Origin of the sequence: Nostoc sp. (genome assembly GCF_036917655.1) — a bacterium.
Taxonomy (GTDB): domain Bacteria; phylum Cyanobacteriota; class Cyanobacteriia; order Cyanobacteriales; family Nostocaceae; genus Nostoc.
Genome location: NZ_JBALCY010000009.1, coordinates 92,764 through 119,085 on the forward strand (window position 1 = coordinate 92,764; position 26,322 = coordinate 119,085).

General features: G+C 41.7%; 24 protein-coding genes and 1 pseudogene. 15 read left to right on the top strand and 10 right to left on the bottom strand.

Annotated features, from left to right (window positions below):
* Positions 1 to 12: 12 nt before the first annotated feature.
* From V7K30_RS04760 to V7K30_RS04770, 3 genes and pseudogenes are all read left to right on the top strand, one after another.
* Positions 13 to 1,131 (top strand): annotated as a pseudogene (locus tag V7K30_RS04760) (NAD(P)/FAD-dependent oxidoreductase).
* 531 nt (positions 1,132 to 1,662) lie between these two features.
* Positions 1,663 to 2,040 (top strand): hypothetical protein, encoded by a 378-nt coding sequence (locus tag V7K30_RS04765; protein ID WP_334997611.1) that lies wholly within the window; start codon positions 1,663 to 1,665, stop codon positions 2,038 to 2,040.
* Positions 2,041 to 2,328: 288 nt separating this feature from the next.
* The gene (locus tag V7K30_RS04770) at positions 2,329 to 3,186 is read left to right on the top strand and encodes an SIMPL domain-containing protein (protein ID WP_334997613.1); all 858 of its coding nucleotides are present in this window, start codon (positions 2,329 to 2,331) and stop codon (positions 3,184 to 3,186) included.
* A gap of 93 nt (positions 3,187 to 3,279) precedes the next feature.
* Here the strand turns inward: V7K30_RS04770 and V7K30_RS04775 are convergent, their stop codons facing one another.
* The 3 genes from V7K30_RS04775 to V7K30_RS04785 all read right to left on the bottom strand — a co-directional run bounded on the left by V7K30_RS04775 (position 3,280) and on the right by V7K30_RS04785 (position 4,406).
* Positions 3,280 to 3,648 (bottom strand): aspartyl protease, encoded by a 369-nt coding sequence (locus V7K30_RS04775; protein WP_334997615.1) that lies wholly within the window; start codon positions 3,646 to 3,648, stop codon positions 3,280 to 3,282.
* Positions 3,645 to 3,962 carry a hypothetical protein gene (locus tag V7K30_RS04780; RefSeq protein WP_334997617.1) on the bottom strand — a complete coding sequence of 106 codons (318 nt, stop codon included), beginning with the start codon at positions 3,960 to 3,962 and terminating at the stop codon, positions 3,645 to 3,647. The genes V7K30_RS04775 and V7K30_RS04780 overlap by 4 nt, the downstream gene beginning before the upstream one ends.
* Before the next feature lie 165 nt (positions 3,963 to 4,127).
* The gene (locus V7K30_RS04785; RefSeq protein ID WP_334997619.1) at positions 4,128 to 4,406 is read right to left on the bottom strand and encodes a hypothetical protein; all 279 of its coding nucleotides are present in this window, start codon (positions 4,404 to 4,406) and stop codon (positions 4,128 to 4,130) included.
* 131 nt (positions 4,407 to 4,537) lie between these two features.
* Here V7K30_RS04785 and V7K30_RS04790 point away from each other — a divergent pair, with 131 nt between their 5' ends.
* The 6 genes from V7K30_RS04790 to V7K30_RS04815 all read left to right on the top strand — a co-directional run bounded on the left by V7K30_RS04790 (position 4,538) and on the right by V7K30_RS04815 (position 10,617).
* On the top strand, positions 4,538 to 4,942 hold the full coding sequence (locus tag V7K30_RS04790) for a VOC family protein (RefSeq protein WP_334997621.1): 405 nt from the start codon (positions 4,538 to 4,540) through the stop codon (positions 4,940 to 4,942).
* 455 nt (positions 4,943 to 5,397) lie between these two features.
* Positions 5,398 to 6,318 (top strand): bestrophin family protein, encoded by a 921-nt coding sequence (locus tag V7K30_RS04795; protein ID WP_334997623.1) that lies wholly within the window; start codon positions 5,398 to 5,400, stop codon positions 6,316 to 6,318.
* A 121-nt stretch (positions 6,319 to 6,439) separates the two neighbouring features.
* Positions 6,440 to 7,276, top strand: a complete 837-nt coding sequence (locus V7K30_RS04800; protein ID WP_334998144.1) for an alpha/beta fold hydrolase — start codon at positions 6,440 to 6,442, stop codon at positions 7,274 to 7,276.
* A 387-nt stretch (positions 7,277 to 7,663) separates the two neighbouring features.
* Positions 7,664 to 9,388, top strand: a complete 1,725-nt coding sequence (locus V7K30_RS04805) for a serine/threonine-protein kinase (RefSeq protein WP_334997625.1) — start codon at positions 7,664 to 7,666, stop codon at positions 9,386 to 9,388.
* 94 nt (positions 9,389 to 9,482) lie between these two features.
* Positions 9,483 to 10,376, top strand: coding sequence for an Rpn family recombination-promoting nuclease/putative transposase (locus tag V7K30_RS04810; protein WP_334997627.1), 894 nt, complete (start codon positions 9,483 to 9,485; stop codon positions 10,374 to 10,376).
* Between the two features lie 43 nt (positions 10,377 to 10,419).
* A complete protein-coding gene (locus V7K30_RS04815) occupies positions 10,420 to 10,617 on the top strand; it encodes a hypothetical protein (RefSeq protein WP_334997629.1) in 198 nt (65 codons plus the stop codon).
* 273 nt (positions 10,618 to 10,890) lie between these two features.
* Here V7K30_RS04815 and V7K30_RS04820 read toward each other — a convergent pair whose 3' ends face one another.
* From V7K30_RS04820 to V7K30_RS04845, 6 genes are all read right to left on the bottom strand, one after another.
* Positions 10,891 to 11,265 carry a hypothetical protein gene (locus V7K30_RS04820; RefSeq protein ID WP_334997631.1) on the bottom strand — a complete coding sequence of 125 codons (375 nt, stop codon included), beginning with the start codon at positions 11,263 to 11,265 and terminating at the stop codon, positions 10,891 to 10,893.
* Positions 11,266 to 11,430: 165 nt separating this feature from the next.
* Positions 11,431 to 12,219, bottom strand: coding sequence for an ABC transporter permease (locus V7K30_RS04825; protein ID WP_334997633.1), 789 nt, complete (start codon positions 12,217 to 12,219; stop codon positions 11,431 to 11,433).
* A 46-nt stretch (positions 12,220 to 12,265) separates the two neighbouring features.
* Positions 12,266 to 13,246, bottom strand: coding sequence for an ABC transporter ATP-binding protein (locus V7K30_RS04830; protein ID WP_334997635.1), 981 nt, complete (start codon positions 13,244 to 13,246; stop codon positions 12,266 to 12,268).
* A 502-nt stretch (positions 13,247 to 13,748) separates the two neighbouring features.
* Positions 13,749 to 15,395, bottom strand: a complete 1,647-nt coding sequence (locus V7K30_RS04835) for an ABC1 kinase family protein (protein WP_334997637.1) — start codon at positions 15,393 to 15,395, stop codon at positions 13,749 to 13,751.
* A 31-nt stretch (positions 15,396 to 15,426) separates the two neighbouring features.
* Positions 15,427 to 15,723, bottom strand: coding sequence for a membrane protein insertion efficiency factor YidD (yidD, locus tag V7K30_RS04840; protein WP_334997639.1), 297 nt, complete (start codon positions 15,721 to 15,723; stop codon positions 15,427 to 15,429).
* Between the two features lie 78 nt (positions 15,724 to 15,801).
* The gene (locus V7K30_RS04845) at positions 15,802 to 16,923 is read right to left on the bottom strand and encodes a mannose-1-phosphate guanylyltransferase (RefSeq protein ID WP_334997641.1); all 1,122 of its coding nucleotides are present in this window, start codon (positions 16,921 to 16,923) and stop codon (positions 15,802 to 15,804) included.
* Between the two features lie 116 nt (positions 16,924 to 17,039).
* Between V7K30_RS04845 and V7K30_RS04850 the strand changes: the two genes are divergently transcribed.
* From V7K30_RS04850 to V7K30_RS04860, 3 genes are all read left to right on the top strand, one after another.
* Entirely contained in the window at positions 17,040 to 18,560 is a 1,521-nt protein-coding gene (locus V7K30_RS04850; RefSeq protein ID WP_334997643.1) for an LCP family protein, read from the top strand.
* Positions 18,561 to 18,693: 133 nt separating this feature from the next.
* Complete coding sequence (locus V7K30_RS04855) at positions 18,694 to 19,200, top strand: pentapeptide repeat-containing protein (RefSeq protein ID WP_334997645.1); 507 nt, start codon at positions 18,694 to 18,696, stop codon at positions 19,198 to 19,200.
* A gap of 36 nt (positions 19,201 to 19,236) precedes the next feature.
* On the top strand, positions 19,237 to 19,536 hold the full coding sequence (locus V7K30_RS04860) for a hypothetical protein (RefSeq protein ID WP_334997647.1): 300 nt from the start codon (positions 19,237 to 19,239) through the stop codon (positions 19,534 to 19,536).
* Between the two features lie 178 nt (positions 19,537 to 19,714).
* Here the strand turns inward: V7K30_RS04860 and V7K30_RS04865 are convergent, their stop codons facing one another.
* Entirely contained in the window at positions 19,715 to 22,729 is a 3,015-nt protein-coding gene (locus tag V7K30_RS04865; protein ID WP_334997649.1) for a GAF domain-containing sensor histidine kinase, read from the bottom strand.
* Between the two features lie 721 nt (positions 22,730 to 23,450).
* Between V7K30_RS04865 and murJ the strand changes: the two genes are divergently transcribed.
* The 3 genes from murJ to V7K30_RS04880 all read left to right on the top strand — a co-directional run bounded on the left by murJ (position 23,451) and on the right by V7K30_RS04880 (position 26,255).
* On the top strand, positions 23,451 to 25,055 hold the full coding sequence (murJ, locus tag V7K30_RS04870) for a murein biosynthesis integral membrane protein MurJ (protein WP_334997651.1): 1,605 nt from the start codon (positions 23,451 to 23,453) through the stop codon (positions 25,053 to 25,055).
* 153 nt (positions 25,056 to 25,208) lie between these two features.
* Complete coding sequence (locus V7K30_RS04875) at positions 25,209 to 25,721, top strand: outer membrane beta-barrel protein (RefSeq protein WP_334997653.1); 513 nt, start codon at positions 25,209 to 25,211, stop codon at positions 25,719 to 25,721.
* A 222-nt stretch (positions 25,722 to 25,943) separates the two neighbouring features.
* Positions 25,944 to 26,255: a hypothetical protein gene (locus V7K30_RS04880; RefSeq protein WP_334997655.1), complete on the top strand. Its 312-nt coding sequence runs from the start codon at positions 25,944 to 25,946 to the stop codon at positions 26,253 to 26,255.
* The last annotated feature ends 67 nt before the right edge of the window (positions 26,256 to 26,322 follow it).

A 26,322-nucleotide genomic window follows, 5' to 3' on the forward strand; every position in this document is an offset into this window, starting at 1 on the left:
GACTATTGACTCATGACTGATATTGCTGTGATTGGTGCCGGAATAGCCGGTTTAGTCTGCGCCCAGCAGTTAATTCAAGCTGGATATTCGGTGCTAGTGCTAGAAAAGTCGCGTGGTTTGGGAGGAAGACTGGCTACACGTCGCTTGCATGGAACTTGGGCGGATCATGGGGCTTGTTACCTGAAACCAAAGGGTGAATTGTTCGGACGTTTTGTGGAGATATTGCGATGTCTAACGACAAGCCGCTCCGCGTCTACGCGCCATATCCTCGAAGTTTGGACAGAGGAAGTTTACGAACTCACAGCAGGCGCTCCTTTATCTGAACCCACAAACCGCAGTCCGCGTTATGTTGCACCTGGGGGAATGAGTGCGATCGCTAAATCCCTCGCCCCTGGTTTAGAAATATTACTGAATCAGCGTGTCGTTGCTATTACCCCAACTCATGAAAATAGTTGGTGTCTGACTCTCGAATCTAGTAACGAAGAATTATTTGTAAAAGCTATAGTCGTCGCTATTCCTGCACCCCAAGCTGTGATGTTGTTGGCACCTTTGGGCGAAACTGTATTGGATGCAGTTTTTCTAGACAACTTGCGTTCTGTAGAATTTTATCCTTCGATTAGTGCGTAGACGCAGAGCGGCTTGTCGTCAGACATCGCTGGATATTCTCCCACATCCCAACCCTTCCCTCAGTGGAAAGCTCTAAGTTTTGTGGATGATGACGATTTAGCATGGATTGGTTTGGATAGTAGCAAGCGTCCTAACTCTCAACAACCACATTTTGTGGTGCAAAGTAGCGCTGATTTTGCTCAACGTCATCTAGAATCACAGGATTTACAACCTGCCGGACAGTATATGTTGCAACGAGCAGCTGAATGTCTGTCCCTTCCTTGGCTGAATACTCCCGAATGGATGCAAGTACATCGTTGGCGTTATGCCTTTCCTAGCCGTCCTTGGCACGAAGCATTTTTGTCTGCCGGAACTCCTCTACCTTTAATTTGTTGTGGTGATTGGTGTGGCGGCAATCTTGTGGAAGGTGCGATGCTTTCTGGATTAGCTGCGGCTGATAAAATTAATAATCAATTGCATCATCTACCTTTAGATAATCTGAAATTTTTAAATGTTTTTATCTGATTCTTTCATCTGTCGTTAGACTGATTTTGCACTATAGAGAGTCGCTATTTTTATGACTTACTAAACAAACGTGCAACAAATAAGTTTTTTAGAGACAATAGCAAATTTTGCAGCTAACCTAAAAGTGATGTAAATTGCCAAAAAAGCTTAACCTCATTAAAAACTTGTTCCTAATTCAAGTTATTTTATTGCCGTTAATCTTGATCCCCTAGCCTTGATGCTGCGTTTTATGTAGATTTCTGCCAAAAAAGCAGAAATATTAAATAATTAGGATTATAAATATAAAATGTCGGTAAATTACCAGCTTATTGGAGGCTATTTTAATAAGTCATGCTGTGAAGCAGTATAAACCTTAACTAAAATAAGCAAAGCCAAATGTCTGATATTCTACCAAGATAAAAGGCTAGTTTCAGGGTCTATTGCATATATCAGTTGAATCACTTCTAACTGATTGACATGACAACGTTGGCATCTAAAAAAGTTGTTTTCTTTACCAACCATTGACTGGATTAAAAAAGGAGTTTAAAAATCATGAAACCGGTAGTCAATTTAACACAGCAATCAGTAGTAGGAGAGATTGAAAGCGTTTTGGATACATATCCATCCCATCCATATCAACAAGCCTTTGCGATTCCTGACTTACGCCAAGAGCTAATTGCTTTCGTCCTCAACCGTATTCCCTCCTTTTACAGCGTGATGTCTGACGGACAAATTCCGCTAGCACAGGCTGAAGAAGGAAGCTTGGCTTATTACGAGTTGCCTCGTAAACCTTTTGAGCAGCAACTACATTTACAAAATTTGATTCACCAAGGCATTTGTTTAATAGTTCAAGAAAAGTCAGATTGGATTAGCAATCATCTTTGTGAAACAGTTGAACCAGCTTGTGAACCTTCTCACTGGTTTGGTTAATAGTTATAACAAGATTTGCTTTTGTGCTGATCTGACTTTTCACGTTGTATGCAAAGGCCCACGAAAAACCTAACCCTCTAAGGGGGAAAATTCAAAGTCTCTCTCCTTCTAGGAAAGAGATTTAGAGAGAGGTTTTCCAGATACCGTGAAAAGTCAGATCAGAGATCCCCCTTTTTTTAGTGGGGTTAGGGGGGATTGCGCTACGCAAACGAGATTTCAGGTTTTGAGTGCGTAAGCCCTGAATTATTTGGATGAAGGATTCAGTATATTGCTCTTGAGGTGTAAACTTTGACAATTACTAAGTTCAAAGGACATTCCCAGGACATGAGAAAAATAACTGCTTTAATGCTAAGTATTTCCGTGACTGTCGGCGTGGGAGCGTTAACACCCAAAGTCGCTAATGCCCAGTTATTTTACCCACCAGCAAGCGATCGCCATTCATTAATGGTAATCGGTCAAGGGGTAGTGAGAGTGCCAGCAGATACAGCGGATATTGAGTTGGTATTCAGTAGCGGAGGTAGCAATGATGAGTTAGAAACGCAACCATCATCTTTACGGTCAGTCCATCGCATATCCTTACCAACTCTACTTTTAAATTACAAAACAGCAGCAGAATCTTTACCAAGCAAAAAATCCCTAACTAAAGCAACTCTCCAGCCTGTAGTTAATAGCCTAGTTGCCAAAGGGATTAATGCTGATAAAATTCAAGTGCAAATTAACACTAATTCCAGTGAAAATAACGCCAAGATATTGGTGAGATTAGAAAAACCAACGCGCGATCGCGTCCAGGAAATTGTTGGTACAGCGAACAAGTCCACGAGCCAACTTGAAAATCTTTCCGTCAAGAGTGTGGGCGTTGAGTACGCAGTCAATGACTGTCAAGCTTTGCAGAGTTCAGTTTATCAATCAGCTATGAAAGACGCTCAAAGCCGCGCTCAGGCTTTAGCAACTGCTATGGGTGTTAAACTTGGTACTCCTTCTGTAGCCGAGCCATTTTATACATTATTTTATCCCTCATGTAGTTCTAAAACTGGAGTTACTTTACCGTCTTTTGCAGGTTTTTTATTATCACCGACTTATAATCCAGACGCTGCGGCTGAAGTAGAGATGAAAAAGGATATTTTTGTGACATACACAACAAAATAAGTATTTATATTAAATACGTAGACGCGCAGCGCCTTGTCGTCAGACATCGCACTTTGATTTAGTCAAGATTAGGAGTGCGATCGCTTTTTATATTTATCCTAGCGTCAATACTCCTGCTGCAAAATTTACAGCCAGTGGCAACATTTTTAACCATTGTAAACCCAGCAGAGGTTCGCGAATTCCTAAACATGCCACAACAGGAATTATGTACTCTTGTTGATCCAGTACAAGTATTCCCTGATAGATGTCAAATAATTCCTCACCTCGTGTCATCTGCATCGTGCGATTACGTTCAATCAAAGCCCATCCTAAACTTTCAGCATCTTGGGTATCAAGTACCAACAAGCCTGTAGTAAACCCTGTATCTAATAAAACATCTAAAGAAAATTTTCCTCCATCAGTTGCAATAAGCTCTATTTCAAAAATTAGCTCACCAATTTCACCGAACCTACCTGAAATCATATCCTGTCGCAGACTCCTGTCTCGTTGAGACGAAAAGTTACAAGCCAGCCGCTAGGATACTTTTGATGTGCTTTGTCTTCAGCAACTTCTATATCTCGGTCAATAAAATAATCACCACTATTTGGCTCAATAGTAATGAACCAATTGTAGTGTTTATCTATCAATTGGGGACAAATTTGCTCAAAATAACTACGAGCTTTTTTACCACGAGCATCTTTTTCAGCTTTTCGTCTGGCCAGCTCTTCTGGTGGTATTGTGTATTCTGGGAATAGCCTACCTCCACCACGCGATCGCACTGGTTTTGTTTCAGTCATACTTTGCTTTACTTATTCTGTTTTTTCATTCTATCAATCTATAGAAAAGTAAAATATTCACTGGAGTCTAGACTAGATGGGTAATTGGTAATTTTAAATTCTAGTAATTAAAAAACTCCAGAAATGTTTGTGGCAAATCTGGAGTCAGGAAAGATACGCATTTACCTATATCAAATTTTCACCCTGAGATAATCCTACGTCATCAGGGTATACACTCAAATGCAGATAAAGGTGTCTGAGGAGCAACTGCTGTGTTTCTCGTTTACACACCTTCTCTGTTGCAAGTACACAAAACAGCCCCAGTTCATCTGAGGCTGTTTTGCGAGAGTTGTTTGGTAGGAGGGGTACATCAACAGTGATGCCCCGTGTTAGATATAGATAATTCAGTATGCATCCGTATTCAGCCGTGTTCTGGCATATCCGGATGATTTGAAAAATTTCCATCGCTTTTTCCAAAAAGAAACTCCAGATGCGCTTAAGGCATCTGGAGTATTAACAGGTTTCTAACATCAATCAATTTTTACCTATGCGATCGCTAGATGTCGTTGGGGTATATACTCAAATGTATTTATTTTATGTCTGATCATCCGCCAATTGAACAGCAGATAACTTTCTTTTATACTCATGATCTCGATGCGTCCACAGAATTCTACCAACAAAAGCTGGGCTTGGAGTTGTGGCTTGACCAAGGAACCTGTCGAATTTATACTGTTAGTGGCTCTGGATACTTGGGATTGTGTCAAGCAACCAAAACATCAGCTCCTCCAGCCAACAAGCAATCAAGTGTCATTTTTACCTTGGTAACACAGCAGGTGGATGAGTGGTTTGAATATCTTAAAGAACGTGGCGTCAAATTTGAAAAGCCACCTACACTAAATGAAAAGTACAACATTTACCACTGTTTTTTACGTGATCCCAGTGGTTATTTGATTGAAATTCAACGTTTTGAGACTAACCAGAAAAAAGACATAACTAAATAAGTTATGTCTAAACATTCAATTTACAGGGCAGGATTTGTACAGATTAGAACTTTTTGATTTACTGGGATACATGATAGCGACTAATGTTGTATAACCATCTATCGATAGCCATGTACCTTTTGTTCTATCGATTTATCGGGGTGAGCCACGGGATTTATGCAGCCACCGAAAAGTCTTTACATTTCTTTACAATTTCTGCGTAGGCGTAGGCATCGCTTTTGACTTTTATCTAATAAGCCTTCTCTCTTTCCCCGCCTCCCCTGCTCCCCCTTCCTACCTCAGCGGATTGTCACAGAAGGTAGGATACAGTCATTACCGCGAGTATATCCTGTGATCTTCCCAACACTACTTATTACAGTATCCTCTTTCCCAATTGTGCTATTTCTATAGTTATTATTTTTAAAGTATCGATATTTAATCTATCGATTCACTAAATATTCTCTTAGGGTGACTGTATGACAGCCGAAAAAATCACATGGCTACGCACAACATTACAATTTAAAGGTTCGGTGATGAAAGCAATTTACAAACATATTTTATTGTGCGGAGCTTTCGGATTTTTAATTTCTATACTTTACCATTTTGAGATGCCTGTATCTCAACCTATTTTAGGAAGTGTTATTCCTAGTATTGTTTTAGGTTTGTTACTTGTCTTTCGCACCAACACTGCTTATGAGCGATTTTGGGAAGGGAGAAAATGCTGGGGTTCTCTAGTAAATAACATCCGAAATCTGGCCCGGCAAATTTGGGTATCAATTGATGAAATCTCTCCAGAAGATAAAGACAATAAAATTACAGCATTAAATTTATTGGTAGCTTTTGCTGTGACAACTAAATTACATTTACGAGATGAAGCAGTCAATAGCGAGTTAGAAGATTTAATGCCATCTAGTAAGTATATAAAACTGAAGATTATGAATAATCCCCCCATAGAGGTTGCTTTTTGGATAGGAGATTATTTACAGCAGCAGTATCATCGCAATTGCCTTAATAGCTACCAGTTAACATCTATGCAAGAATTATTGAATAATCTTGTGGATAATTTAGGCGCTTGCGAACGGATTTTAAAAACACCTATGCCATTAGCTTATGCCATTCATCTTAAGCAATTATTGTTACTATATTGTTTTCTGCTACCCTTTCAAATAGTGGAGACTCTGGGTTGGTGGACAGGTTTAATTGCTGGTTTAGTTGGTTTTACAGTATTTGGCATTGAAGCCATTGGTTTGGAGATAGAAAACCCCTTTGGTTATGACCCTAACGACTTACCTCTAGATGCGATTTGCGCCACAATGAAACGCAATATTGACGATTTAATTACTCTGACTCCAAATGCGCGATCGCATCCAAGTAATTTGACCTATGAGAAAAGTTGAGATTGGGAAGAATTTACCAGGCTTGGTTGTAGCTGTCAAGTCCCATCTTCCCCTGCTCTCAATCTTCTTTCGCAGTACTATATAAACGCGAAACTATCTCTTCACTGGTGGATGTGCAATGATGCCTGTACGTCAAACTTTATCAAAGCCTGATATCCAACTTTCTTACTTAGAGTGGAACCAAGGTCAAGAACCTTTACTGCTGTTACACGGTTTAGGCGATCATGCTCTAGTGTGGTCTAGTTTAGGAGATTACTTAGCGGCAGACTACCACATAGTTGCACCAGATATGCGCGGACATGGGCAAAGTAGTAAGCCTGAGAGAGATTATAGCTTTGAAAGTGCGATCGCAGACCTCGAAGCACTTATGGATCATCTCGGATGGACATCTGTCGATATTGTAAGTCATTCGTGGACAGGCAAATTAGCCGCCATCTGGGCAAGGCAAAACCCAAAGCGTTTGCGGAGTATAATTCTAGTCGATCCGATTTTCATCTGGAAAATGCCCAGCCTTTTCAGGGTAACTTTTCCGATGTTGTATCGCTTCTTGCCTTTTCTCAAAAGCATGGGTCCCTTTGCCAGTCATGAACAAGCCGAACAACAAGCACGGCAGTTAAAGCAATATCAAGGATGGAGTTCCTTACAGCAGAAGGTTTTCCAAGCCGGAATAGAACAAAAACTCGATGGTAGTTGGGGCAGCAAATTTACTATAGCCGCCCGCGACGGGATTTTTGAGGAAGTCATGCAAGTACCTGGTTTTACAATCCCCCTTGATACCCATGCCCTCTTTGTCCAACCAGAACAAGGTCTAAATCGCCAAGATTGGCAAATCCAACCCTATAAAACCTATCTCAAAAACTTACGCATCTGCCAAGTTCCTGGCAATCATTGGCCGTTTTTGACACAACCAGAGGCATTTAACCAAACTGTAGCAGCTTTCTTGGCAGAACAGAGATAGAAAATCTCATTATTATTGGACGGGATTATCATCCGGCAACAGAAGAATTAATAGGAGCGATGTCTAGCGATATAGCGTTTCCTAATCAGATGAGGTACATCATAGTCTCCTCCTCGCTTGCTCTTAGGGGGTTGGGGGTGGGGTTCTTGCACCTCACTCAACCGAGAACCGCTATAAGTGGCTACGCATCTGCGCTCCCCTTAAATCAGTTATTAGTTATCAGTCATCAGCGTTCACTGGTTACTGATAACTAATTAGGACTTACGAAAAACTACACGCTGTAGTGGCAGTTCATGAATTGCCCCTACCTGAAAATCAGGGTTTTGGCTATTGTTTGCGTAAGTCCTACTAATAACTGATAACTGTTAAAGTACGGATAAGCCAGTCATGAGCCTTTGTATCAATCCCGTTTGCCCTAAACCAAATCACCCGAATAATCATCAAAACCGCTTTTGTCAAAGTTGTGGTTCTCATCTGGAAGTGCTAGGGCGTTATCGGGTGACGTGCCTGTTGAGTGACAAAACAGGGTTTAGTAGAGTTTATGAGGCATACGAACAAGATACCCCCAAAATCCTCAAGATACTCAAAGAGGATCTATCAGGTGACGCTAAAGCTGTAGAACTATTTCAGCAAGAAGTAACCATATTGAGACAACTCAAGCATCCCGGCATTCCCAACGAAGATAGTTACTTTCAGTATCAAACCCGAAATGCTTTAGTGTTGCATTGCATAGCAATGGAAAAAATCGATGGGTACAACTTAGAACAGTGGCTAAAGCAGCAGCAGAATTACCCTATTTCGCAGGAACAAGCTGTAGCCTGGTTAAAACAATTGGTAGAAATTTTGGATTTATTGCATGGTAAACAGTACCTGCATCGAGATATTAAGCCATCTAATATCATGATTAGATCCCCCATTGGGAAGGGTTGGGGGGATTTGGTACTGATTGATTTTGGCACCGCCACTGAAATTGACAGAACCTACCCTGATAAACTCAGCAACGGCGACGGGATGACAGCACTTATGTCATCTGGCTACAGCGCCCCAGAACAAATGAATGCTCAAGCAGTACCGCAATCAGATTTTTTTGCCTTGGGACGCACATTTGTATTTTTACTCACGGGATATCATCCCTTAGATATGTATGATATGCAGCACAATTTTTTGCACTGGCAAAATCATGCCATCCATATCTCACCCTTACTATTGAATTTAATTGATTGGCTAACACTACTGGATATAGAAAAGCGTCCTGCCAATACTCAGGAAATTTTGCAGCGCCTAGAAGAAATTGAAACCCAACTAACAGAAACTACTTCTACAAATATTAATTTAGTAAGCAATCTTAACATTGAGCAGTTGTCCCCGCCAATTACTAAAACTTTGTCGCCTCCACATAAACAGCCAGAAGAAGTACGACTACTGGCATTTTTTGCAGTCATGCTAGTAATATTAGGATTACTTAGTATAGTGGCTTTAGCAACGCGGACATCAAAATTTACTTTGATGCCAAATTCCGAACAATCTCCAGATAAAAAAGGTAAGATTGATTATTTTCCTTATAAAGAAGGTAGGGATAGTCATGGAAAGGTAGCCGAATTTAATATAGCTGTTTTATCACTAGAATATAAATGGCTTTTAGGTAGTAATTTTCAAATTAAATATAATAATGAAATTATTAGTCTCAACCTTTTAAAGTTGAACCTAGAACAAGAAGGTATACAGAATATAATGGAAGACCCCAGTGAGATTATCTCTGTAGGTACAGTTTCTTGCAAGGGTGATACAGCAGTTCAAGAACGTATGGCTCTAGAACGTTCCAAACAAATACAATTTTTAGTTAAAAATTTATTTATTAATACACCAAGCGTCAAAGGTTATCGGATATTAAATTTGGGACAATTTGAACGGAGTGATTGTCAGGTAAATCAGGATTTAACTAAATATCAGAGAAGTATTATAATCATTGGGGTAAAAAAACAATCAGCAGGTTTAATTCTGGATGAGGCATTACGGGATAGGTTGGAAAAGAAACCTTTTGCTGATTTTAAGTTAGAAGATTATTCTTTGGGGACGGCAGAAAAGTTTAAGACGATACCGAGTAATTTATAAAATCTCTAGCAAAGTACATCAGTGCATAAGCGTAGCCCATCGAAGCGATCGCCACTTTAGCCATAAACTACAACTATGGTCATCTACATCCCCTATGGCTAAAGCAGCAGATATTAGCACCAAGCGATTAATCAGCCTCGCACCCGAAAATTGGGTAAAATGGGTAACGAAAATTCCCGATATTGTCTGCGGAGAAATTCTCAACTCCGAATTCCAGTGGATTAGCCGTGAAAGTGATGTATTAGTCCGCGCCACCAGTCCCCAATATGGCGAATTTCTCGTACTCAACGAGTTACAATTACGCTACAAACCTGAAATGCCCAAACGGATGCGGGCATACGCAGCATTGGCAGAAGAAAAGTACAATTTGCCTACCTATCCGGTACTAGTTAATATCCTCAAAGAGAGTGATGTTGAAATTCCCACTAGCTATGAATCGCAATTTGCAGGTTTAGAGGCGCGTCAAGACTACCGTGTTATCAACCTTTGGGAAGTCGATGTAGAAATAGCTTTGACTCAACCTGTTCCATCTTTGCTTCCCTTTGTACCAATTCTCAAGGGCGGTGCAGAAGAATCAATAATGCAACGGGCATTGCAAATTCTCCGCGCCGATGAGCAATTGAGCCAGTTAGAAACTGTTATGGCTTTTTTTGCTACCTTCGTATTAGACAGCGCTTTAGTCCAGCAAATTATGAGGTGGGATATGGCAATATTACGCGAATCTCCCTGGTATCAGCAAATTTTGAGAGAAGGGGAAGAACGAGGACGGCGAGAAGGACGGCAAGAAGGATGGCAAGAAGGACGGCAAGAAGGACGGTTAGAAGGGATACTGTCAGGTATTGAGCTCGCTTTAGAGATAAAATTTGGCAACGAGGGATTGCAACTGATGTCAGAAATCTCTCAAATTGCTGATTTAGATAGATTAAAGGCAATTCAGCAGGGAATTAAGAGTGTGAATACTCTAGATGAATTGCGGCAAATCATTTGAAGTAATGGAACTTCCTTGAGTTTGGCAAATCGTGAGGTGGGATATGTCAGTGTTCGAGAAATCTTTTTTTTATCAGGAAATTGTTCAACAGGCACGGGAAAAAGCGATACGAGAGGAGGGGCTATTGAGCATTATACGAGAGGAGAGGCTATTGAGCATTGAACTGCTTTTGGAGATAAAATTTGGTATTCAGGGATTAGAATTAATGCCAGAAATCTCTCAAATTTTTGATTTAGAGTAATTAGAGGCAATTAAGCGAAGATTTTTGACGCTAAATACTCTAGACGAATTGCGTGGATTCATTAGCAGTATTCAAATTTCTTCAACTTAGTAGATGATTTTATAAATTCGCAGGGAAAAAAATTGCCCCGGTTTAAACTTTTCCGACCTTTTGCGTTTCAATTTCAACCTTCAATTCTGCATTGGGTTTTGGTTCGCTCCACCCAACCTCCGAGAAATTGCGATTTCACTGTTTAGAGCTTAACCGAACTCTATTGGGAGATCGGAGATCGTGCTAAATATCAAAACTTTTTGTAAGATGAGCTTTTAACTGCTCTCGATAATCATCTAAGCTTTTGGATTGACATGACATAGGATGAACCTGTATCATCCCTCTCCAATACTTTATTTCTTGGTCGTCCAGTAACATCTGAGGTTTGGGCAAAAATGCCTCAAAAATGTCTAAGATTCCAAGTTCTCTTGCAGTATTCTTCGCATACTCTAATCCACCCGAACTCCAGCAATAGAGTTTAGCCCCCTGTTTCTTAAGTTCTTTGACATGTTCTATCGTTGCAGTAATTGGTATTCTTTTAGCACCATAACTTCGGACTAATGTGTCATCTATATCAACATAGATATAAAATTCTTGTGGTGAGTTGGTACTTTGCATGGCTTTTTTTCCTACCTTCGTATTAGACAGCGCTTTAGTTGAGCAAATCGTGAGGTAGGATATGTCAGTGTAGATAAATCTTTATTTGCTCAAGAAAGTTTTAAATTACCTCAATTTAGCCAAATTCTGGGGTGGTAAACATCCTAATTATAAATTATGAGTTATTTAAGCTCCCATCCCAGAATACCGCTTCAAACCCGCACGCCACAGCAAGCGATTCGCACCCAAAAACACTAATATCCAACCGAACATTGACCCAAATCCTCGCCCTATATCCACGGGTAGCCCTACCAAAAGACTCGCAGGAAAATCAATCAAATAGGGAAAAGGCGTAAACATCACTATTTGCCGTACAGGTTCTGGAAAAACCTCTAAAGGTGCTATCAAACCAGATAAAAATAGATAAAACAACAACCAAAAATTCTCTAAAGCAGTAGCCCGTTCTGTCCAAAAGGCGAACATGGCAAAAGTGTACTGAATCGTAAACCGCAAAGCAAAAGCTAGCACCACAGCCAATGTAAACAGCAAAAATCTACTCAAACTTGGTACCCAAAAAGCTTGGGGATAAAGAATAAAAAATAATGCCACTAATAAAAAAGCAACCATTAGCCGAGCAAATCTTTCAGAAATATGTCCGGTAACATGATGCCATACTGGGTCGAGTGGTTGTAGCAACTTGGGCGAAAGCTTGCCTTCCACTACCTCTCTTTCAAAGTCCCAAATTACCCAAACAACTGTTAATTGCCTAACAACGAAAACTGTGATAAAGTAACGAGCAAAATCCACAGGTGATAGCCCAAACTGTCCGCCTTGTGCTGCCTGTATCCAAATACCCATAAGGATAATCGGCAAAGACCCAGCCAAAACCCATAAGATTAGTTCTGCTCGATACTCAACCTTATAGGCGTAGTATACTAACAGCAAAGTTAGAGCTTTTCTAATAAATTTTTTCATCTATGGTGCATTTTCCTCTCGGCAACTCTATTCCTCGCGGCACTCACTACAGAACACCTGCCTGAAAAACTCGTCCAATCACTTCTTCTACAGGCGGTTCGGTGACAGTTAAATCAATTACCTCCAAATCCGTCAAAATCTTAGATACCGTGCGCGTGAGCGCCTCTCTAGATACCATAAAATGCACCGATCGCCCTTCTAAGAGTTGCACATCCCCATAGATCATAAGTTTTTCTATCGGTAGAGGTTGGGCTAACTCTATATAGACTTCCCGGTATGGGGCAAAACGTTCTAGCAGTCCATCTAAGTTACCGTCATACATCAGCCTTCCCTCGTGAATCAACAGCACTCGTTGACACAAAGCTGTGATGTCAGCCATGTAATGACTCGTCAACAGCACTGTAGCCTGATAACGCTGATTGTAGTCGCGCAAAAAATCGCGTACCGCCACCTGAGCATTTACATCTAGTCCCAGAGTCGGTTCATCTAGGAACAATACGTGGGGACGGTGCAAAAGTGCTGCTAGCAATTCCGCCTTCATTCGCTCACCCAAAGATAGCTTTCGTACTGGTTGGGTAAGTTTGCCTTCTAGGGAAAGCATCTCTGTTAATTCTCCCACCCGCCGTTGGAACTCTTTATCAGAGATGTCGTATATAGCAGCGTTAATTTTCAAAGAATCCAGCGCTGGCAAGTCCCAAATTAGCTGCTGCTTTTGCCCCATTACCAAGGTAATTTTTTGCAAAAATGCTTCTTTACGATGAAACGGAACTTGTCCAGCTACTTTGACTGTACCGCTAGAGGGATGAATTAGCCCTGTGAGCATTTTGAGTGTGGTGGTTTTACCAGCACCATTTGGCCCTAAAAATCCCACTATTTCACCAGGGGCAATTTCAAAGGAAACATCCTGAACTGCTTTAATTGTGCGGTAGGTGCGGCGGAAAAGATGGGTGATTGTACCCTTAATACCCGGACTTTTAACTGCCACTGGATAAGATTTACTCAGATTTTCAACAACGATGATTGACATATTTTTTATATTAGAACCACAGATGTAAGTAATATCATGTCCGCTTGATTACTCATAAAAAAAGAACCCCAACCCCTCCCCGCCTGCGGCGAGGGGAGCTAAAACGCAGCTTTGGCGGGGTGGGCTTGGGGGTATTATGCTTAATTGCGCGGACATCATATAAGTAGACAATAATCAAACTATGTTACGTAATACAAGTTTAATTAAATTGGCTATTAGTAAGGGCTGAAACCCTTACTAAAAACCTTTAATTATTTATGCCCATTTACATAGGTAAACACACATAAATCATTGATGTTTAGCGCTGTTTACAGCAAGAGTCATTGAATTTTAGATTTTAGATTTTAGATTTTTCCTTCAATCTAAAATTCAAAATCGAAAATTGGCAGAGTCACAAGTAAAACTCCTGTATGTATCTGTGGTTCCAAATACGAAAGCAGGAATTTTCGCCAGTGACATATGATGATTTCCTGTGGTGGGCATTATGCACAACACATAGACTTTACCGTAAACGTCCCGATCGCAATGTACTAATAATTAACCACAAACCCAATAAACTAGCGACTGCAAAGAGGATGGTGCTTAAAAAAGATAGCTGAGTTGTCTGCGCTCTGGTGGAAATAATTGCTGCACCCATAATCAGCGAACCCACTAAAATACTAAAAGATAGTCGGTTAGCCGCATCGTCCATAGTGCGGCGCACGCCATCTAAACCCCGCAGCGATAGATTCCACTGTAAGGTTTCCGAGGTAACTCGGTCTAATAACAGTTCGATTTGGCGGGGAGATTGGAGAGACAGACTTTTAATATCTAAGGCTGTCCGTAATAGCGATCGCACTGGATTATCGCCTATTAACTGACGGCGAAACAAGTCTGTGATTAATGGCTTGACTTCATCAAAAAAATTAAGCTCTGGGTTAAATGTCCGCGCCACACCCTCTAAATTCGCTAGGGTTTTGGCATACAAACCCATATTGCTAGGCAACCTAATTTTATTGTTGCGGGCAACTTGTAAAACTTCATAAATTATCTGACTGAAGTTTATTTGGGTGAGGCTGACGTTATGATATTTTCGCAACATGCGATCGTAATCATTTTCTAACCGCGACAAAATTACTGGTTGAGCAGAGTCTGATAGCTGCAAAGTTAACTGAGCGCATCTTTGAGCATCTAAATCAACGATCGCTAACAACATTTCTGTTAATATCTGCTGTGTACGGGGGTCAAGTCTTCCCACCATGCCACAGTCTAAGAGGGCAACACGACCATCTTTGAGATAAAACAAGTTTCCTGGATGGGGATCAGCATGAAAAAAGCCATCAATATATAGTTGCTGAAAAAATACCCGAAACAACAAAGTAGTTATTTCTTTACGCTCTACAGCAGGGTCTTTCCCATTATTGTTACTGTCCAAATCCGCCGCCAGGAACGGCACCCCATCCAGCCATTCCATCACCAGTAATTTTTCTGTGGTCAATTCCCAGTTAATTTCCGCAACCACGATTTGTGTAGGATCAAACCAGCGACTTTTAGATAAATTGCGCCGCAGTTGGTCTGTAAAACCAGCTTCCCGTGTAAAATCCAACTCGGCTTCTAAGGCTTTGGTAAATTCTTCGGCGATGGATTTGATTTCGTAGGTTTGCCCAAACTCAGTCCGCGCTACTAAATCGGCAATCCCTTGAATTAAAGCAATATCTTGGGCAATAGTCAGATCAATTCCCGGACGTTGCACTTTCAGAGCGACTTCTCGACCGTCTGCTAATGTGGCGCGATGTGTCTGGGCAATTGATCCTGCCGCTACGGGGATCGGGTTAACTGTGCTGAAGGTTTCTGCTAGTGGACGTTTTAATTCTTTACGAAGGATTATTTCTATCTCTGACCAAGGAACTGCCGGTACCTCGTCTTGTAAAGTTGATAGTTCCTCAATGTAGGCAGCGTTCAGTAAATCTGGACGCGTAGACATTAGCTGTCCAAGTTTAACGTAAACTGGCCCCAAGTCTACCAGGATATTTTTTAAAACCGCAGGTGTAGGTAACTGGGGTTCATCAGCTTTGCCACCAGTGAGTAACCTTCGCATATAGTCCCAGCCATTGCGAAGGAATACTTCAAGAATTTCTCGTTGACGGGGAACAGTTTGGGTGAGGAACATTTTTATAAAGAACTGCAAAGACGCAGAGGAGTTAAAGAGGTAAGCAGCAGGGGATAACAATACAACGAAAGTCGGCTCTAGCTTTGGTATTGGTTAAAGTTTTGCTAGCTGCGCCACAGTCTTGAAATCTTTTTATGGATGATTGTACGGCTTGGTGGAGCTTCTGTTCACTCAGCATTTGTTTGACGTAATTAGAGCAGGAATCCCCGCCGTGTAATAGGCGATGGGAGAAACTAAATCCTTTGGACGGAGAAATATATTTTTGATAGACCGTAATAGACTCAATTGCCATTGTCTTGGCGAGAGGCTCAAAGCTAATAATGTCCATAACTGTCAGATAAAATAACAGACAGTCAAGTTATAATGGCAAAATAGACTTTTTCGCCTCTGCCAAGGGTTTTAACTTTTATAGCAGGTCGGTAAATCGGGAATCGCTTTGAAGAATTTTAAGGATCTGCTTGATTTCCTGGGTACGTTCTTTTTTAACAATGAGGGTGACATTGCGATCGCGCACAATCACCACATCCTCTAAACCAATAGTAACAACTACATCTTCTGGATTTGAGGCATAAATGATCGCCCCCTGCGTATCCAACCCTATGTGAGTAGCGAGTTCCACGTTGGGAGTCTTTTCTGTCTTCAGTAAGCGTTCGATCGCATTCCAATCTCCTAAATCATCCCAACCAAAATCAACTGGCAAAACGTATGCTAGAGTTGTCTTTTCCATTAGCGCATAGTCTATACTCTTCTTAGGCAACTGGGGATAGATATCAGGACCATGTTGTTCTAAAGGTTCGATAATTTCTGGAGCATGGGTATGTAGTTCCTTGAGAACAACCCCTGCCCGAAAAACGAACATGCCACTATTCCAGCTAAAGCGTCCCGTAGATAAAAAGGTTTCTGCTGTTTCACGGTTGGGCTTTTCAGTAAAACGGTTGACGTGATAAGCTGGCAACTCATTAAAGCTACCTATTTTTTCGCCTTGTTCAATGTAGCCGTAACCGGTTGATGGAAAAGTAGGCTTGATCCCCAGTGTAACGATCGCTGCTGTGCTTGCTGCCAGTTGCGTAGCCGCACTTAATGTGTGTGCAAACGCCTTTTGGTCAGCAATCCAGTGGTCAGCAGGGAAAAAACCAATAATAGCGTCTTCTCCATAGCGCTGTTTGATTTCTAAACTTGTCCAAGCAACCGCTGCGGCAGTGTCTCTACCTTCCGACTCAATCAGTAAGTTTTCAACTGGTAGATCAGGTAATTGTTGTCGTACCCCTTCAGCTATCTGACTAGAAGTTATGACCCACAAGGAATCCCACCCCGTTCGGGTTCGCCAGTCGCTCATGGGGGAAACCCCCAAGACCGCGCTGGACTCACCGCCACCGAGTTCTATTAATCGATCGGCGGTTGCTTGTAATAAGCTTCTAGAGCTACCATCAAGACTTAAAAATTGTTTGGGTCGGTCTTTGCGACTCAGAGGCCAAAAACGTTCACCTTTACCACCAGCAAGGATTACAGGGAACAATAAAGTATTCATGTTGTCATACACGCTTACCGAAGAACATTACAAGTTTACAGTGAGCTTTTCCACTGGCAATATTTGTAGCTTCGATTAACATAACTTTTAGGGAGTGGTTGAGTGGGGAAATAATTGTGATAAAACAAATCGAATGGTCGGAAAATCCGATGACATCTCAGCAAGTAGTAGAATTTGAAACTGAGGTGCGATCGCAGCAACTTCAACGGACGGAAAATCAAGTAACGCCTGCACCAGTGGCAGACTCAGAGGAGGAGGAGGTAGAACTAAACCCGCCAACGAATCCCAATCGTAGCGTTGTCGAATCTGTGGGTGCAATTCCCAATCAGCTTTACGAGAGATTGGGCTTGACCATGCCTCGATGGCTGTTGTGGATCATGACGGTTGTCATCGGCATCATCTTATCTGGGTTGCTGGTATCAACGTTAGCGCTGTGGACTCCTTTGTGGAGCAATCTAGATCGAACAGATGAAGATTTAGGAACTGCAAGTAAAGACGAGATAAAAATACCACTACCAGGGGAGTTATGGAGCAAACTCTCCCAGTACCAGCTTTCACGACCGATGAATATTTTAATTATGGGGATTGAACCAGTCAGGGGTACTGTTGACGGTTCACCAGAAAGCTTCGCTGGCAAAAGCGACACCATGTTGCTGGTACGGCTCAACCCTAGTGAAAAATCTGTACGGGTGCTTTCCATTCCCAGAGATACGATGATTGCCATCCCCGAAAAGGGAGAAAAGGGATTAACTAAGGTATCTGATGCCAATGCCCAAGGCGGCCCAGTCTTGGCAGCACGGGTAGTTAGCCGTACCTTAAACAACGCCCCAATCGATCGCTACATCCGTATTTCTACCAGCGGCTTACGGCAGTTAGTCGATCAGTTAGGCGGAGTAGAGGTCTTTGTTCCCAAATCAATGGAATATAAAGACTCCAGCAGTCGGCTGTCGATTAATTTAGTCAGTGGCTGGCAAACTCTCAACGGCGAACAAGCAGAACAGTTTGCCCGGTTCTCAGAACCAGGTTTGGGAGATTTGCCGAGAGTGCAGCGTCAGCAAGCACTAACAGCAGCATTGCTGCAACGCCTTAATAGTCCCACCGTCTTACCGAGGTTGCCTCAATTAACTCGCTTGATGCGAAAATATTTTGATACCAACCTGAAGATGGAAGAAATGATGGCGTTGGTGAACTTCGGCCTCAACCTAGATCGGGATAATTTCCAAATGACGGTGTTGCCTGGTACCTTTAGCCGTTTTAGCAAAGACCCTGATAGCTATTGGCTAAATATGACTGGACAACAAAGCCTGTTGAATGATTATGTTGGGGTAAATGTACCTGGTCTTAAGCCAGATATGCGCCGGGTTCCTAACCTCAAAATTGCTATTCAAAATGCCTCCAATCAACCTCAGCTAACTGAAAAAGTTATTGCTTATCTCAAACAGAAAGGCTTTACTAATATTTACAAAGTGCCTGATTGGCCAGATACCCAACGTCAAACTCAGATTATTGTCGAAAAAGGCAACCGACGAGTTGGAGTTGATTTGCAAAAAGTCTTAGGCTTGGGTCAAATCGAGGTGTCGGCGATTGGTGATTTAGAATCTGACCTCACAATTCGGATTGGTAAAGATTGGAAATAGTCATTGGTCATTAGTCATTAGTCATTAGTCATTGCTCAAATGACAAAGCGCAAAGTCTGAGCGGAGGTTTCCTCCGATCAGAACTTTGTAAGAGAGGACTAATGACAAAGGACTACTGAAAAATAATAAAGTTATGAAAAAGATTTTACTGCGCTTTTTTGGTTTGATTGTGATTTTGATACTAGCATTTTTGTGGATAATACTTAATCCAAAACCGGCTTTTGCTCAACTCAACACAATCAACTACAACAATATAAATTTAGAAAATCGTGACTTTTCTAATGCTGATTTGGCAGGTGTGACTTTTGTAGCAGCAGAAATGCGAGGCGCGAATTTCCAAGGAGCGAATTTAAGCAATGCAATTCTGACTAAGGGAGTTTTATTAAAGGCAAATTTGGAAGGGGCGAACCTGAGCGGCGCTTTAGTCGATCGCGTGACTATGGATAGTGCTAACCTAAAAAATGCCATTTTTACAGAAGCAACTTTGACGAGCAGTCGTTTTTATGATGCCGAAATTACAGGCGCTGATTTTACAGACGCTTTGATTGACCGCTATCAAGTATCGCTATTGTGTGAAAGAGCCGATGGGGTAAATCCGGTTACTAGTGTGTCAACGCGAGATAGTTTGGGTTGTAAGTGAAGAATCTCGGCGTTTAGCCTAAAAACAGAGACATTTTTGCGAAAAATTGAAAATCAAACTTCTTTATTAAATTATGTATTATTAGTTACCAATTTACTTTTATTTTGGTATTTGTCCCGAGGTAAAAATCTAAAAATTCATGAGCAAACACAAAATAAACTTAATTTCACTATTCAGCCCAAGTTACTTCGGTTTATTGGGTTTTTTACTGGACAAGTAGGGATAATTTTCTTATATGGTGTTTTTCTGATTATACCTGTCACCCAACTTGATTGTGATCGTGTTCCGCAAAATTTAAAAGCTTCAAGTATTGAGCAAAAGTCATCAACAATATAGAAAAAGAACTCGCCAGTCAAAGAGGTGGGCTACAGACTACAGACTAAAGAATAATGAAAATAACTTATAAAGCATAATGCAATGGCAGTTGTGATGTTTTCAGGGAACAGAGAAAAACTCTGTTTATCTTCGCTCCCCTACTTAATACTAAGTGAGAATTATCAAAGACCAGTTGCATCTAATTACTGCTAGGAATTTCAATTAAAAACTCTGTTCCTTCTCCTGGTTTAGAGGAACATTTAATTTGTCCATGATGTTTTTCAACTACTATTTGATGGCTGATAGACAATCCTAAGCCCGTACCTTTACCTGGTGCTTTGGTGGTGAAGAAGGGGTCAAACATGTGCGATCGCACTTCTTCTGGAATCCCAAGACCATTATCAGCTATTCTAATTACAATCTGGTTATTAACGGCTTGGGTACTAATCCAGATAGTCATAGGTATCACAGGACATATTTTGGATAACTTCAAATACCTTTGCTGTATAATTTTAAACTTTTCCTCTAATGCATCAATACTGTTACTCAAAAGATTCATAAACACTTGATTTAATTGGGCGGGATAGCATTCGAGTAAAGCTAAAGTAGCATATTCTTTAATAATTTCAATAGCTGGGCGTTCATTATTGTTTTTTAGCCGATGCCCTAAAATCAGCAAAGTACTATCCAATCCTTCATGAATGTCTACTGCCTTCAATTCAGCCTGATCTGTACGAGAAAAGTTACGCAGTGATAGCACAATCTCACAAATCCGCTCTGTTCCTACTTTCATCGATTCAAGGGTTTTGGGTAAATCTTCGATGAGAAAGTCCAAATCAGCCTTGTCAATTTGCTCTTGGACAGTTGGCAATAGGGAGGAGTTTTGCCGGTAAAGTTTCACTACATTTAGCAGTTCTTGAGCATATTCATTTAAATGGATGAGATTGCCAAAAATAAAACTGACAGGATTGTTGATTTCATGAGCGACTCCAGCAAGTAGTTGTCCTAAACCTGCCATTTTTTCACCCTGAATTAACCGAGTCTGAGTTTGTTTTAATTCTTGCAGGGCTTGAGTCAGTTCTGAGGTTTGACGTTTAGTTTGTTCGAGTAATTCCGCTTGCTGAATCGCAATTCCCAATTGCACCCCGACTTGAGCCAGTAAATTGATTTCTTCCTCTTTCCAACAACGCGGTTGCGAATTTTGATAAGCAACTAATAATCCCCATAATTTTTCACCTTCCTGAATCGGAACAAAGGTTTCGTTACGCGGAAGTTCGTTATCGTCGTCTGTGTCCTCAAAAGTTTCTATAATCATTGGTTGGGTATGTGCAACAGCTTTCCATCCATCTTTAAAGGAATCTGCCACAAATTTACCGCTCCAATCTGGGTTGAAGCGGTAGATTGCAACTCGCTCGACTTCGAGCAACTCTCGCACAGCTTGAGTAGTGGTTCTAAAAATAGTTTTAATATCGAGTGACTGGCGGATTTTATCAATGGTTGCAGCCAGCAGTTCTTGCCGTTCCATTGATTTCTCGCGTTCGGTGGCTTGTGCTAACTGGACAACCTGCATTTGAACTTGCTTTAAATAAGAATCCTGTTTTAATGCGACTCCCAATTGCTGGGCTATTTGACTAGCAAATTCAATTTCAGAGGGTTGCCAGTAACGAGGAGCGGTGCATTGGTGAATACACAGCAATCCCCAAAGTTCACCTTTTTTCAATAGAGGTGCGACCATATTTGCCCGCACTTGAAATTTTTCTAGGATTTGGACGTAGCAACCTGGAAACTTTTCTTGATAAATATCAGCGATCGCAGTTACTCGACCTTGGGCGTAAAGGGGTGCAAAGTTTTCACCAAAACAATAGTCATAAACTTTTTCTGCTATTACCGAGTTACATTCAGGTACAACATCCTCAGAAATAAATTCTCCTTCCCAATCTTTTTGAGGGTCAAAACGAAAGACTGCCACTCGGTCTGCTTGCAGCATTTGCCGGGCCTCGGTGACAGTAGTTTGGAAGATTGTATCTAAATCTAAAGACTCCCGAATTCGAGTAATCACGCTAGTTAATGTCTTTTGTTGCTCTGCTTGGTACTGAGCGTGTGCCAGCAACTTATGGTGTCGTAAGGCCACACCAATTTGTGTGCCGATTTTGGTCAGTGATTCGACTTCATAAGATTGCCACTGTCTGGGTGAGGCATTTTGGTAAGCAGCAATGACTCCCCAAAGTTGATCTCCTTGGAGAATGGGGGCAGTTGCAAAGGCTTTTGCCTGGAATTGCTCCAACAGGGTTACATGGCAGTCTGTTAATCCGGCTTGATAAATGTCATTGACTGTAAATGTCTGGTTGTCAAGGTAACGTCCGCCTTGCGTCTGTTGTAAATAAGTATCAGCGATTGTAGGCTGAACACCAACTAAGGGAGTCCAGCCTTGAGTAAATGATTCAGCAACAAAGTTACCACTCCAATCGGCATTGAAGCTAAAGATGGCAACTCGGTCAGCTTGCAGCAGCTTACGTATTTCTTGAGTTGTGGTTTTAAAGATAGTTTCAATATCAAGGGGTGAGCGAATTTCATCAACAATTTTAGCTATTACTTGGTCGCGCTGAACTGCTTGAGCTAATTTTACAGCTTGCAATTGGACTTCATGGAGATGCTTTACTTGTTGAATCGCAACAACAAGATGGTCAGCAATTTGACGAATAAACTCAATTTCCGATTCTTTCCAGTCACGAGCCTGACTGCACTGATGAATGCAAAGCAATCCCCACAGTTCTTTCTTCCGCGCTAGAGGGACAACAAGATTAGCCTGTACCTGAAATTTACTCAAAATTTCCAGATGACAATCACTCAGTCCCGCCTTGTAAATATCTGCTACTGCTTGCACTTGACCTTGTTGATAACTAGCAAATTGTTCTCCAAAGCAGTGGTCGTCAACTTTTACTGCCATTGCTGAGTCCCAGCCAAGTGCAACATCTTCAGAAACAAATTCTCCCTCCCAGTTTTGTTCACGATCGAACTGGAAGACTGCTACTCGGTCGGCATTTAGCAACTGACGCACTTGTGTAACAGTCGTTTGAAAAATTGTTTCTAAGTCAAGAGACTCCCGAATTCGGACAATTACACTCGCCAAAGCCTTTTGTTGCTCTAGTTGCTCTTGAAGTTGAGCGCTTGACAAGAGAAGTTGATTTTCCGTGAAATTTGAATTGGGTTCCATTGCTCTGGATTATGTCGTTTTTATATAATGATTCCTCATCCCAAACTTCATGGAGTCAAAGGGCGTCAAAAATATGACAAACTGCAACTTTTTGCAGTGTTCAACTATTTCCCAGAAGATGGTTATTGTTATAGTTCCCCTTTCTTGAACTATCCTCGTAATGGGTTAAAAAATAATCTTGGCTTGTACAGAACAGAAGACATGACTAAGGTAGTGTTGCCGAGACTAATCAGAAAAGCGATCTGACCCCTTTTGATATCATGTCCGCTAAATTACCCATAATAAAAGAACCCCACCCCCAACCCCTCCCCGCCTGCGGGGAACTCGGGGCCCCCTCTGGGGATTAGGGGCAGGGAGCTAAAGCGCAGCTTTGGCGGGGTGGGGTTCCAGGTATTATGCTTAATTGCCCGGACATCATATGAGTCGTTGTGACTGCCTGGGAATCAATAAACCCGTGATTTAGGGTAATGTTTATCGTGTTCTCTTTGTGCAAGAGTTCCTCTCTTTACCTGAAAATGAGAGCTAAAATGCGTACTATTAGAGCAATCTCAGGAATTTCATTTTGAGCGTAGGCGTAGCCCAACCTAGGCATCGCACTTAAAATGATTGCCATGAGACTATAAACTAATAACTAATTTGTCAAAATTTGCCTGACAGACTGCGGGATTTCAGGTTAAATGTTTTAAAATATGCACTCTGCAAGAGTTGTCGGGTATTATTCGTGACACAACAAGACCAAAAACCCTCTCGTTCTTTCGCTGGAATTGCTGGCATTGTTGCCGCAGCCACATTAATTAGTAAAATCTTCGGTTTAGTGCGGCAGCAAGCGATCGCTGCCGCTTTTGGTGTTGGTGCTGCTGCCACTGCCTATAGTTATGCCTATATTATCCCTGGCTTTTTATTAATATTACTCGGTGGTGTAAATGGGCCATTACACAGTGCGATCGTCAGTGTTTTAGCCAAGCGGCGGCGAGAAGAAGCGGCTCCCCTAGTGGAAACCGTGACAACTCTGGTGGCTGGAGTGCTGTTATTGGTGACAGTTGCTCAGATTTTGTTTGCGGATGCGATCGTTGATTTAGTCGGTCATGGTTTGGAAGACACAACCAGAGCGATCGCCATTCAACAACTCCGCATTATGGCTCCTATGGCTTTATTTTCGGGACTAATTGGCATCGGCTTTGGTACTCTCAATACAGCCAATCAATATTGGTTACTCTCCATTAGTCCTTTATTATCTAGTATTACCGTTGTTGCCGGTCTTGGTATCTTGGCGATGCAATTGGGTAAGGATATTATTAAGCCGGAGTACGCTTTAATCGGGGGAATGGTTTTAGCTTGGGGAACTTTGGCAGGGGCAATTCTCCAGTGGTTAGTGCAGCTAATTGTCCAGTGGCGATTAGGACTAGGCACATTACGCCTGCGGTTTGAGTTTAAATCCCCAGGCGTCCAAGAAGTCATTAAAATCATGACTCCGGCAACAGTTTCCTCTGGAATGATGCCAATTAATGTTGCCACTGACCTTTATTTTGCTAGTCCTATCCCTGGTGCTGCCGCAGGATTTAACTATGCGAATCTATTAGTTCAAACTCCCTTAGGGATTATTTCTAATATCATTTTACTGCCCCTGTTACCGATATTTGCCAAACTAGCCGGCCCCGAAAATTGGCCAGAGCTAAAATTACGCATTCGCCAAGGAATGCTACTCACTGCCTTCACTATGCTACCGCTAGGGGCGCTGATGGTGTCGTTATCTGTACCTATTGTGCAGGTGGTATATGAACGCGGTGCTTTCAAGCCAGAAGCCACACAGCTCGTTTCATCATTGTTAGTCGCTTATGGAATTGGGATGTTTGTCTATTTGGGGCGTGATGTTTTAGTGCGGGTGTTCTATGCTTTAGGCGATGGACAGACACCTTTTCGCATCAGTATTTTTAACATCTTGCTCAACATCTTATTAGATTGGTTTTTCGTTAAACCTTTTGGCGCTCCCGGTTTGGTGTTGGCAACAGTGGGTGTAAATTGTAGCTCAATGTTAATGCTGTTGTGGTTGCTCGATCGCAAACTCAATGGTTTACCTTGGCGTGAGTGGAGTTTGCCGATTTTGGGTTTGATTGCTGGTAGCATTGTCGCTGGGGTAGCAAGCTATGGGACTTTGGTTGGTTCTCAGCATTTCTTAGGTAAAACTGGTTTACTGATTCTGGTGTTGCAGTTGTGTGTATCTGGCTTCGTGGGGATTGCGGTGTTTGCTGCGATCGCTTCCTCGATGAAAATAGCAGAGGTGAATATTTTTATATTTCGTCTCCGTCAGCGCTTTTTGAAGAAATAACTGTTATTTAAATATTTCAGTTGGTACACCCAAGTGGGTGAGAAATAATTCAGCCACTTGGGTGAGCCAGGTGTGCGAGGTTACATTTTGTAAAAAAAGAGATTCTAGTACTAGAGAACATTGATTTTACCTAACTCTGGTGAGAAGAATTCTATGAAACTTACAAAATTAGCTACCTCTTTCCTTGCTGTTGCTTCCATAGTCCTCTCGGCGGGAATTGCTTCTGCTCAAACTGCGGGTACAAACGGCAATTACATCGGTGCTGGTGTTGCAGTTGGTGCGACCAGTGGCGGACAAGGAAACGATGAAGCACAAGTTGGTGGTAATATTCAAGGACGGTACGCCGTTCCCAAAACACCTGTTTCACTGCGGGGTTCTGTACTGTATGGTGGTGATGCTGCCGCAATTATGCCTATAGTGACTTACGATGCGCCCATCGCCCAAAATACTAACGTTTACTTCGGTGGTGGTTATTCTTTTGTCACTGACGAAGGTCAAAAAACCCCATTGGGCAATCAGAATGCACCTGTAGTCACCCTTGGTATTGAATCAGAAGTTAGCAAAAATGTCATTGCCTATGGCGATACTAAATGGGGCATTGACGCCTACAGAAATAGTGATGCTGATGCCGTCAGCTTCCAAGCCGGATTAGGCTATCGCTTCTAGTGATTACGAGCTAGAAAACAGCTTATTCGCAAGCTAAAGCAATGATGTTTGCCAGCCGTAATAGTAATTCCTTCTGTCATATCTGAGTATAGATACTCAGATATGACCAATTTTTTTAATCAATTTCATTTATGATTTTGATAAACAATTATATTGGCTATTATCAATAGTTTCTTTTAAAGTTAAATAACCAATTTGGAATATGCGTAAAAAATATTACTCATGGAAAAGATTAATCCCATTCCAGAAATACTTGGTGAAACAACTGACGTGGAATCTTGGCTGATTCGAGCGGGGCTAAGATTTTCAGACTTAGGTAACGATGCTGCAAGTATTGCAATCCGCAAGCAATGGCGAGAGTACCAAGCCGCAGTTCAGAGATGCTGTGCAACTCTACACCAACCACCGTCACGTGTTCAACTAAGCGGCGACTATGCCAACCTGAGAATACCTGGTGGTGCATCAACCAATTCTGCGATCGGCTCTCCAGTCGTGCCCAGTCTAAAAACTGGGCAAAAGATAGAAAATCTGTAAATAGAAAGTATCCATTGCGATTAGAGAATCAAGTGTCGGGTAGGCAAACTGATAACTGTTTGACCGT

Bases quoted from the DNA above. Each gene is read 5' to 3' on its own strand.
- V7K30_RS04825 (WP_334997633.1), bottom strand. From the start codon at position 12,219: ATGAAAAAATTTATTAGAAAAGCTCTAACTTTGCTGTTAGTATACTAC.
- V7K30_RS04865 (WP_334997649.1), bottom strand. From the start codon at position 22,729: ATGGAACCCAATTCAAATTTCACGGAAAATCAACTTCTCTTGTCAAGC.
- V7K30_RS04880 (WP_334997655.1), top strand. From the start codon at position 25,944: ATGGAAAAGATTAATCCCATTCCAGAAATACTTGGTGAAACAACTGAC.
- V7K30_RS04780 (WP_334997617.1), bottom strand. From the start codon at position 3,962: ATGACTGAAACAAAACCAGTGCGATCGCGTGGTGGAGGTAGGCTATTC.
- V7K30_RS04810 (WP_334997627.1), top strand. From the start codon at position 9,483: ATGGCTAAAGCAGCAGATATTAGCACCAAGCGATTAATCAGCCTCGCA.
- V7K30_RS04815 (WP_334997629.1), top strand. From the start codon at position 10,420: ATGTCAGTGTTCGAGAAATCTTTTTTTTATCAGGAAATTGTTCAACAG.
- V7K30_RS04805 (WP_334997625.1), top strand. From the start codon at position 7,664: ATGAGCCTTTGTATCAATCCCGTTTGCCCTAAACCAAATCACCCGAAT.
- V7K30_RS04855 (WP_334997645.1), top strand. From the start codon at position 18,694: ATGAAAAAGATTTTACTGCGCTTTTTTGGTTTGATTGTGATTTTGATA.
- V7K30_RS04875 (WP_334997653.1), top strand. From the start codon at position 25,209: ATGAAACTTACAAAATTAGCTACCTCTTTCCTTGCTGTTGCTTCCATA.
- yidD (WP_334997639.1), bottom strand. From the start codon at position 15,723: ATGGACATTATTAGCTTTGAGCCTCTCGCCAAGACAATGGCAATTGAG.
- V7K30_RS04775 (WP_334997615.1), bottom strand. From the start codon at position 3,648: ATGATTTCAGGTAGGTTCGGTGAAATTGGTGAGCTAATTTTTGAAATA.
- V7K30_RS04830 (WP_334997635.1), bottom strand. From the start codon at position 13,246: ATGTCAATCATCGTTGTTGAAAATCTGAGTAAATCTTATCCAGTGGCA.
- V7K30_RS04845 (WP_334997641.1), bottom strand. From the start codon at position 16,923: ATGAATACTTTATTGTTCCCTGTAATCCTTGCTGGTGGTAAAGGTGAA.
- V7K30_RS04835 (WP_334997637.1), bottom strand. From the start codon at position 15,395: ATGTTCCTCACCCAAACTGTTCCCCGTCAACGAGAAATTCTTGAAGTA.
- V7K30_RS04765 (WP_334997611.1), top strand. From the start codon at position 1,663: ATGAAACCGGTAGTCAATTTAACACAGCAATCAGTAGTAGGAGAGATT.
- V7K30_RS04795 (WP_334997623.1), top strand. From the start codon at position 5,398: ATGACAGCCGAAAAAATCACATGGCTACGCACAACATTACAATTTAAA.
- V7K30_RS04820 (WP_334997631.1), bottom strand. From the start codon at position 11,265: ATGCAAAGTACCAACTCACCACAAGAATTTTATATCTATGTTGATATA.
- V7K30_RS04785 (WP_334997619.1), bottom strand. From the start codon at position 4,406: ATGGAAATTTTTCAAATCATCCGGATATGCCAGAACACGGCTGAATAC.
- V7K30_RS04790 (WP_334997621.1), top strand. From the start codon at position 4,538: ATGTCTGATCATCCGCCAATTGAACAGCAGATAACTTTCTTTTATACT.
- V7K30_RS04800 (WP_334998144.1), top strand. From the start codon at position 6,440: ATGCCTGTACGTCAAACTTTATCAAAGCCTGATATCCAACTTTCTTAC.